The sequence below is a fragment of the Pusillimonas sp. genome (genome assembly GCF_035515275.1).
GTDB lineage: Bacteria > Pseudomonadota > Gammaproteobacteria > Burkholderiales > Burkholderiaceae_B > Pusillimonas.
On record NZ_DATJBQ010000073.1, the window covers coordinates 1 to 8,880 of the forward strand.

The window sequence follows — 8,880 nt, forward strand, 5'->3', positions numbered from 1 at the left end:
CTATGTGCTTGAAGGGGGGCTCGATGCCTGGAAGAAGGCCGGTCTGCCGGTCGTGGTCGACACCTCCCAACCGCTCGAACTGCAACGTCAGGTACAGATTGCCGCCGGCTCGATGATCGTGCTGGGTACCGTGCTTGGCGCAACGGTGTCGCCCTGGTTTTACTTGTTGGCCGGCTTCGTGGGCGCCGGGCTCGTGTTTGCGGGCGTGTCGGGTTTTTGCGGCTTGGCCCGCGTACTGATGAAAATGCCCTGGAATCGCCGCACGCTTGCGACATAAGAACTTCCGTCGCGTCGCACACAAACACCAAAGCAAAAAAAGCCTCAAGACGATTGCGTCTTGAGGCTTTTTGCTTTGCTTTCGCAAACTACATATTGTCGGCCAACACGTTGATGATACGTTTGGCCGTGTCGGACTGGTCAACCTGACCGGCTTGGTCCAGCACGCTGACCACCGAAGCCCCACCCTGCTCGGCTACGTGGATGCGATAAACCTGAGCCTCGGCCGTACCCTTACTGCCGAACATGCGACCAAAGAAATTGGGCTGTTCGATTTTGCGGCCGGTGTCGGTGTCAAGATAGCGCACGTAATAATCGCCCGCCGAACGGTCGCGGTCGTCGACCGAGAACCCGGCACTATCAATGGCCACGCCTACCCGGCGCCAGGCGCGATCAAATGACTCATTCAAGTGCAATGAGGCCTGATCTTCGACGGGGCGCTGAACCTGCACACCCTTATTGGCCTCGGCCTGAGTAACAAGGCTTTGGGCACGATTGATATCAGTACCCAGGAACACCATGAGGCGGGCCAGCATGGCTGCGTTCAGGCCCGGGTCTTCTTTGCCTTCGATCCATTTGAAGCCGGAATTATCGGCCGTGCCGGTTTCGACCATGTGGTCGTGGCTGATGTAGACTTCGGTAGCGCCGTTTACGCGCTCGAGACGGGTACGGAAACGCTCGCGCTCGCCGCTGTCGAACACCGAATCAAGAATGCCGCCCAGCGCGCTCTTGATCCAGCCTTCGGGAACCTTGGCGCGGTTTTCGGCCCAATCGGTTTCGATCAGGCCGGCGCGGGCGTTTTGCGAATAAATGGTAAAGCCTTGCTCGCCCCAGAAGTCGATAATTTTGGGGTAGACGTCTTCGGCGGGCTGATCGACGACCAGCCAGCGGATATTACCGTCGCGCATGACGCGAACATGATCGCTGGTAGGCAAAACATTGCTTGTAGCACCCGCTGCCTGTTGCTGCTGAGCGCTTTCTGCATACTGGCTGTATGTGGCTGTGCCTTCGGGGGCTCGGTAATGAGCACTGCCGCTTGCCTGAGTAAGATCGGGTGGAATGCTGAGCGGGTTGCCGGCACTGGGCACGGTGCTGCGATAATCGACGGATTCTTCACGGCCCATCAATTGGTTCCATTGCGAGCAGCCCGACAACACCACCAGGCCCAGGCCGGCGGCCAGGGCGGTATAGCGTTTACTTATACGCATATTTGTCATTTTCAAATCAAGCCCACGTTCTTCAACGAGCCGCGCACGACTTCGTGGAAACGTTCGTCCAGGGTAGTTAAGGGTAAGCGATAGCCCAAGTTTGACAGCCCCATTTCTGAAACGGCCCACTTGACGGGAATCGGGTTGGATTCAATAAACAGCACCTTGTTAAGGTCGGAAAGGCGGCCGTTTAACTGGCGCACACGTTGTATGTCTGCGGCCAGTGCAGCCATGCAAAGTTCATGCATCAGCCGGGGAGCCACATTGGCGGTCACCGAGATATTGCCTTGGCCGCCAAGCAAGATAAGGGCGGCCGCCGTGGCGTCGTCGCCGCTGAACACCTGGAAGCTTTCGGGCTTGCGATGCAGCAACCAACCGGCGCGGGCCATATCGCCCGTGGCGTCCTTGAGCCCGATGATGCCGGGAACCTGAGCCAGGCGAAGTATGGTTTCGTTGGATAGGTCGGCGACCGTGCGACCCGGCACATTATAAAGAATGACGGGCAGGTCGACAGCTTCGGCCGAGGTTTTGAAGTGTTGATACAGGCCTTCTTGGCTGGGCTTGTTGTAGTACGGCACAACCGACAAGCCCGCTTGTGCGCCCACACGCTTGGCATACTGGGAAAGCTCGATGGCTTCGTCGGTAGAGTTACCGCCTATGCCGGCGATGACCGGCAGGCGCCCGGCCGAGTGCTCGACGGCCACACGGATAAGCTCGGCGTGCTCTTCCATGCTGACTGTGGGCGACTCGCCAGAAGTGCCAACAACCACCAACGCATCGGTGCCTTCTGAGGCATGCCAATCGATGAGCTTTTTATAGGCATCGAAATCGAGGCTGCCATCGGGGTGCATGGGGGTGACCAGGGCAACCATGCTGCCCTGAAAGGTGGGAATCGCGCTGTTTGTACTGGCCATGATAAAAAAAGAAATAGCTCCGTCGGGAGGCCCCCGGGCGCAAGTGGCCCGAATTAACTCTAACGTGCAAGTTTACCGGATAAACCGTCTGGGCATACTAGGGATTTAGGCAGTTTTTTACCAGAACCAATTAACAATGGTCTGGCCCAAGGCGAGCAAGGGGGTTAAAAGCGCCCACAACACCCCGGTAAGCATAAGCACAATAAGGATCAGCAGGCCGTAAGGCTCGAGTTTGGCGTATTTGAAGGCCAGGCTCGACGGAAGCAGGCTAAACACAATGCGCCCGCCGTCGAGCGGCGGCAAAGGGAACAAATTAAGGGCCATAAGCACCAGATTGATCTGAATGCCCGCAATCGCCATCAGTGCCCAAAAGCTGTCGGGAGCCACGCCGTTGCCATGAAGCAGACGTAAAGATATCGTCCACAACACCGCCATGACCAGATTGGACGCCGGCCCCGCCAGCGCTACCCAGAGCATGTCGCGCTTGGGGTTGCGCAACCGGCCCCAATCGACGGGCACAGGCTTGGCCCAGCCAAACAACACGCCCGCACCCCCCAACAGTTTGGTGGAAAACAACAAAAACAGTGGCACCGCAATGGTTCCGATAGGGTCGACGTGCCTGATGGGGTTCAGGCTTATTCGCCCTGCCTCATAGGCGGTGGGGTCGCCGAACATGCGGGCGACATAGCCATGAGCGGCCTCGTGCAGGGTGATGCCGAACAACACCGGCAACGCGTAGACCGCGATGGTTTGTATCAGTGAATCCATAGGGGCGCAATGAAAGGCGACGGGCACGGATGCCCGGCGCTATGGCAGAGGGGATGATTCATTAGAGGAAGGAAATGACCGGAAAGTTCGTTAGTCGAGCCCCAGCGTCGCCGGATCGCCCCCACCGCGCCTCGTGACCACAGGCTCGGAACCGCTAAGGTCGATAACCGTAGTGGGAGTGAGCGGACAGGCCCCACCGTCGATCACTGCGGCCAACTGATGGCCGTAGCGTTGCAGTATCTGCTGGGCGTCGTTAAGCGGGACGTCTTCGCCTTCGGGAATAAGCGTGGTGGAAATTAACGGCGATTCGGCCGCATCGAGCAGGTCGAGCGTGACTTTGTGGTCGGGCACCCGTATGCCGATGGTTTTGCGCGACGGATGAGACACCCGGCGCGGCACCTCGCGAGTAGCCTCAAGAATGAAGGTCCAGGGGCCGGGGGTGGCAAGCTTTAAAAAACGGTACTGCCGATTGTCGACACGGGCGAAATGGCCGATTTCAGCCAGGTCGCGGCACAAAAGCGTAAGGTGATGGCGTTCGTCGAGCCCACGCAACTGGCGCAGGGCGTCGGCAGCGCTTTTGTCGTCGAGGCGAGCCACCACCGCGTAGCTGGAGTCGGTTGGAACAGCCACCAAGCCACCGTCGGCCAAAAGCTGGCCGGCTTGTTTCAGAAGACGCGACTGGGGATTCTGGGGGTGTACAACGAAATATTGAGCCATGAAACGTATCCTAACACTGGAAGGTTAAAGTCGGACTCAGGTTGCCAGTACCGCGCAGGGAAAATCGGCGAATAATTCACGAACCATCAGGCCACCATTCTGGAACTTATGTATGCCGCCGGTGAACACGTTTTTCATGCAATGGCCGGGCAACTCCGGCACCATGATACCGGTCTCATCCCAGTAAGTCATATCCATTTTCAAGCCGGTTTTTTCATCAGACTTCAATGCAGACGCACACAAGCGCGGCACGGCCACCAGTACGGCCGCTTCGCCAAGGACACGCATGAACGCGATGACATGCTCGCTACGCGGCCCGATGACCTCTAGCGGAACATAGTCACCCAGTGCAAAAACCGCCGATTGGCGGCTGCGCAAGGCGAGCAGACGCTTTATCAGCGCCTGTTTCAGCCTGCCGCTTTGCCAGCTTCTTAACTGAACGGCCAGGCTCGCGTCTGGGGGCATGGATGCCGCGGCATGTTCCCGCAAAGCATGATCCACCGCACGTCTGTTGTCAGGGTCTACCAGACTGTGATCCCACCATTCTGCGCCCTGGTATTGGTCTGGTATGCCCGGAACGGTCAGGCGCAAGGTCGTCTGAGCCAAACCGTTTATGGCGCCGGCCGCTGCAATACCATGCACGAAGTCATGAAACGAGCGCAGCAAGCCAGACCGAGGGTCATGCCCCATGCGCGGCGGCTCAGTGCGCTCACCGCCCGAATCGAATGCGAGCGCATTGGCCGCCAAGGGGCTCCAGCCGAGCAGCTCATAAATATATTGAGCGCAGCCGGCCTCGTAGGGCAGGTTGGGGTCGAACCAGCTGGAGCTTTGCTTGGCCTCGCGTAGGGCCTTGCGCTGCCAATCAACCATTCGCCGAGCAAAGGCGGCTAGCGCTTCTACATCGTCGATCTTAAGACTCAGCGGCCATGCGCCGACCAGTGCCTGCCAGAGCATGTAGCGCTCGGCCCGCCCCTGTGGCGTGTTGAACTCGCCTGCGACCGGTTTCCACGCACTCCACCCCTGACAAGCCTTTGCCCATTCTGCAGGCTGCTGGCTAAGCACTGCCAGCCGGGCGCGCGCGTCTTCTCCGCGCTTGTGGTCATGGGTACCCGTGGCCACCAGCCCCGCGGGAAACCGGACGGACCGTATAAAGTTGCAGGTATGAAAATCAATGAGTGAGACTGCCGGCACCGTAGGGTCCGAGCCCACGTCGTTGCGCCACAACATCGGCCCGTAACGATAGAACACCGTGTCTTCGATCGATTTGGCGGCCAAGGGCGGGGTCAATTGCTGGAAGCGGCGAACCACTTCATCGCGTCGATCACTATTCATTAATAGAGTCACAATCAAGTCGAGCAACCCGCCCTCGTGGCTATCGGGGTTCAATTGAGCGAGCGCACTTGAAGCGGCCTGGGCAATAAACACCTCGTCCCACGACACCTTTGCGTCGCCCTCATCCAGATAGGTCCGATAGACAGAAAACTCGGCCAGCAACGCTTCCAGCACAGGGCCCAGCGTTTCTTGCGCAACATCGTCGAAACCAGCCCGGCGCTTGATAGCCTGGCACACCGCGTTGAGCAGCGCATTTCTTTCCGCAACGAAATGGCGGCGCAGCAGGGTGAGTCTGGCTTCTCGTACGAATGCTTCGGCGCTCTTTGGGTTTTTGGTCAGGTCGCGCCAAAGTTGAACCAGATGCCGGCTGCCGCTGGGACTGTGCAGTACACCGCCCACCTGATCCATGAAGTCGTAGCCGGTCGTACCATCGACCTGCCATCTTTCATCCAGCGTTTCGTGGCTTGCCAGAATTTTTTCGATCACCAGCCATGGCTCGCCACCGTCAAATGTGTCGAGGGGCCGTCGCTCGCGCATCGCCTGCCGCAGGCTCGCGCAATACGACAAAGGCCGGGCCAGTCCATCTACGTGATCGATACGCAGGCCGTCGACCACCCCTTGCTCGTAGAGCCTGAGCGGCAGTTGATGCACCGCATCAAACACCTGGGGCTGCTCGACGCGCACCCCAATAAGCCCGCTGATCTCAAAAAAACGCCGCCAATTGATGCGGTCTGCCGCGCGGTGCCATTCACACAGACGATAGTGCTGACGTTCGAGCAGCTCGTGCAAACGTCGACGCCCTTCAATGGATGTCGGGTCATAATCGGCCAATACGGCCGCCGCGCTGCGCCCTTCTGTAAAAAAAGTGCCTTTCGCCAACGGAAAAGGCGATTCGCCGGCTTGAATGAAATAGCTGTTTGCCTTGGCGTCGTGAACCAGACGTAAAACGCCCTGCTGCAAACTGGTGTCATAGTTCTGGCCCAGAAACGGAGCAAGCACCTTGCCATGCAAGGACACATCGGCCGGATGCCAATCAATATCAAACCAGCCTGCATACGGGCTTTGTTGCCCCTGCGCCAGCGTGTCCCACCACCATTTGTTTGTCGCATGTGTGGCCATATGATTGGGAACGATGTCCAGCAAGACACCCATGCCTCGCTCGCGCAACGATTCAGACAAAGCCAGCAACGCCGATTCGCCGCCCAACTCGGGGTTGACCCGGCTATGGTCGACGACATCGTAGCCATGCGTAGAACCCGCCACTGCGCACGAAATCGGCGAAAGATAAAAATGGCTGAAACCCATCGCGTGGTAGTAGGGCACTTGCTCGCGTGCGTCGTTCAACGTGAATGCAGCATGCAGTTGCAAGCGCACTGTGGCTCTGGCCCGGCTCATTGTCTGCCCCTGACTGCGCGAATCTCGTCGAGTGCTTTTTGCGCTGTGCTGCCCAACAGTAAATGGTTCACATCCATGGGCAGCAAACGCAACCAGTTGGGATGCGAAGGCCCCAGGGCCGGGCCAGACCCGGGCAGGTTGGGCTGCTCGGTCAATGCAAGTATGTCTTCCATCGGAAAGACGCACAAACTCGCGGGGCCGGACGCCACCCATCCTATTATCCGGGCCACCGGTGCCTTGTCCTCGACCGACACCTGGGCCGATGCGGCTCGGGCCAACAGGCGTTTGTCGTGCTCGCGCCGGGCGCGTGCCGCCTCGCCCGCCTGCGAATCGATACGACCCAGCCTTTGCAGCCAATCAATGTCTTTTGCCTGCCACCACCCCGCAACGGTAGGCAGATCGTGCGTGGTAGTGGTCGCCATGGACCACGCCGGCCATTTATGCACGGGTTTGAAGCCGCGGGTGGGCGTATCGTCACGTTCGAACCACAAGACGCTAGTGCCCAGCACCCCCTTCTCTTGCAGTTGGGCATCGAACCCCGGCGGTACCGTACCCAGGTTTTCACCGACCACAACTGCCCTGTGTCGCTGGGACTCCAGGGCCAACAAACCCAACAGGTCGGCAAGGGGATAACGCAAAAATGCCCCTTGTGTGGCCGACATGCCTTGCGGCACCAACCACATTCGCGCCAGCCCCAACACGTGGTCAATGCGCACACCCCCCGCATGCGTCAGTGCGCTACGCAATGTCGCAAGAAAAGGGCCGAACCCGCTGGCCCGCAAGGCCCTGGGCGAGAAAGCCGTCAGCCCCCAGTCTTGGCCTTCAGAGTAGTAAAGGTCGGGCGCAGCCCCTACGGTGGCGCCCCGCAAAAAGCTTTGCTGTGCGCTCCAGGCCTGGCTTCCACGGGCATCCGTGCCTATGGCCAGGTCGGTAATCAGTCCAATGGCCATGCCCCCGGCCTTGGCTGCGTGCTGAGCCTTGCGCATGCCTTCATCGGCAAGCCACTGCAGGAAGGCATGAAACCGCAACACATGGCCGTGCTGTCGGGCAAAGGCCTGCGCAGCCGCTGCCGCCGGGTCGCGCATCGGGGCCGGCCAGTCCTGCCACCCGCTCTGCGCACCCAGCGTCGGCGCATAATGCGCATGCAGCGCCTCGTACAAACAGTGATTTTGCAGCGCTTCGCCGCCCCGCCGCCAAAACGCGTCGAAGGCCTGACGCACACCGGGCGCCGCATTCGATTCGAATTGACTGAACAACTGCCTTGCAATGGCCATTCTGGCGTGCTGCACCGCAGGCCAGTCGATCAGCAAGGCGGAACCTTGAGCTGACGGGGTTGTTACGGCGTTTCGTTCTGCCGAAGACAAGGAAGCCAACGCAGCACACAGGGCGTCTTCTCCAAGCGCGGCCACATCAATGTAGGCGGTGTTCAGAAAAAGACGGCTTGACGGCGCATAGGGGCTGTAGCGGGAAGGATCGGCACTGAACAGGGCATGCACCGGGCTGATGGCCAGCGCGCTTGCCCCTTGCTGTCCCGCGCTTAGGGCAAGTTGCTCGAGCGCCCCGTAATCGCCCGCAGCACGGGCGTTTTCAAGCATCGCATCGTCGACCCGCCCCGGCCGACGATGCAGGCTATATACCTGGGCCGCCAGGCCCCACGGAGCGCCCGCTTGGTGTGCGCCAGAAGGCGGGACACAGGCACGCGGCGTCACCGCCAGAATCAGCCGACGCCCGCCGATTGATAGTTGATGATAGCCGGTGACACTGACCGGTTCCAGCCGAGCGCCACCCTTCTCGGCGTGCTGCGCATGCCCTTCCCGACCTCCGGCACCCGACTCATACTCCAGGCGGTAACGAGTGGATCCGTCGTGTTCGAACACAATGGGCTGATCCGCCTCGACCACGATCATTCTGCCCTCGTCATGCAAGGCCTCCTCGTGAAGCCGACGCAGGCTGCACTCTACCCGCACGCCGTTACCACACTCCAGCCCCATGGCATTGAGCAATGCCTCAAGGGTTTCATCCGCCACCGCGCGACAGCGACCGTGTACGTCTATCCATTCGGCGGCCAGACCGACCGCCTGAGCTAGACGATGCAGCGGCGAATCAGGCGATGAGCTCATGCTGACCCTCCGAAGGCGTCTCTAGCAGTGCAATGACACAATGACCGGGAAGGCAGCCTTTGCTGCGCAGAGCGTCAATGTCGTCGCCTTCCAGGCCTGGACCCTGAAAAATAATGTCCTGCACCAAGAGCTGTGACAGCTCGGCGCATA

Annotated in this window: 7 protein-coding genes; 1 reads left to right on the plus strand and 6 read right to left on the minus strand. The window is 59.8% G+C overall.

Annotation, left to right across the window (positions count from 1 at the left end; genetic code table 11):
- Window positions 1-277, plus strand: a 277-nt coding sequence (locus tag VL003_RS05500) for a YgaP family membrane protein (protein ID WP_325440382.1), incomplete at its 5' end; no start/stop codon positions are given.
- A gap of 88 nt (window positions 278-365) precedes the next feature.
- Here the strand turns inward: VL003_RS05500 and bamC are convergent.
- From bamC to malQ, 6 genes are all read right to left on the minus strand, one after another.
- Window positions 366-1,484 (minus strand): NlpB/DapX family lipoprotein, encoded by a 1,119-nt coding sequence (gene bamC / locus VL003_RS05505; RefSeq protein WP_325440384.1) that lies wholly within the window; start codon window positions 1,482-1,484, stop codon window positions 366-368.
- A gap of 11 nt (window positions 1,485-1,495) precedes the next feature.
- Window positions 1,496-2,398 (minus strand): 4-hydroxy-tetrahydrodipicolinate synthase, encoded by a 903-nt coding sequence (gene dapA / locus VL003_RS05510; RefSeq protein ID WP_325440386.1) that lies wholly within the window; start codon window positions 2,396-2,398, stop codon window positions 1,496-1,498.
- Between the two features lie 117 nt (window positions 2,399-2,515).
- A complete protein-coding gene (locus VL003_RS05515) occupies window positions 2,516-3,166 on the minus strand; it encodes a site-2 protease family protein (protein ID WP_325440388.1) in 651 nt (216 codons plus the stop codon).
- Between the two features lie 90 nt (window positions 3,167-3,256).
- The gene (locus VL003_RS05520) at window positions 3,257-3,883 is read right to left on the minus strand and encodes an L-threonylcarbamoyladenylate synthase (RefSeq protein ID WP_325440390.1); all 627 of its coding nucleotides are present in this window, start codon (window positions 3,881-3,883) and stop codon (window positions 3,257-3,259) included.
- A 36-nt stretch (window positions 3,884-3,919) separates the two neighbouring features.
- Entirely contained in the window at window positions 3,920-6,610 is a 2,691-nt protein-coding gene (treY, locus tag VL003_RS05525; protein WP_325440392.1) for a malto-oligosyltrehalose synthase, read from the minus strand.
- Window positions 6,607-8,730 carry a 4-alpha-glucanotransferase gene (gene malQ / locus VL003_RS05530; protein WP_325440394.1) on the minus strand — a complete coding sequence of 708 codons (2,124 nt, stop codon included), beginning with the start codon at window positions 8,728-8,730 and terminating at the stop codon, window positions 6,607-6,609. The genes treY and malQ overlap by 4 nt, the downstream gene beginning before the upstream one ends.
- Window positions 8,731-8,880: the final 150 nt, after the last annotated feature.

Excerpts from the sequence above, each read along its gene's own strand:
- dapA (WP_325440386.1), bottom strand. The coding sequence starts at position 2,398 with ATGGCCAGTACAAACAGCGCGATTCCCACCTTTCAGGGCAGCATGGTT.
- VL003_RS05515 (WP_325440388.1), bottom strand. The coding sequence starts at position 3,166 with ATGGATTCACTGATACAAACCATCGCGGTCTACGCGTTGCCGGTGTTG.
- VL003_RS05520 (WP_325440390.1), bottom strand. The coding sequence starts at position 3,883 with ATGGCTCAATATTTCGTTGTACACCCCCAGAATCCCCAGTCGCGTCTT.
- bamC (WP_325440384.1), bottom strand. The coding sequence starts at position 1,484 with ATGCGTATAAGTAAACGCTATACCGCCCTGGCCGCCGGCCTGGGCCTG.
- malQ (WP_325440394.1), bottom strand. The coding sequence starts at position 8,730 with ATGAGCTCATCGCCTGATTCGCCGCTGCATCGTCTAGCTCAGGCGGTC.
- treY (WP_325440392.1), bottom strand. The coding sequence starts at position 6,610 with ATGAGCCGGGCCAGAGCCACAGTGCGCTTGCAACTGCATGCTGCATTC.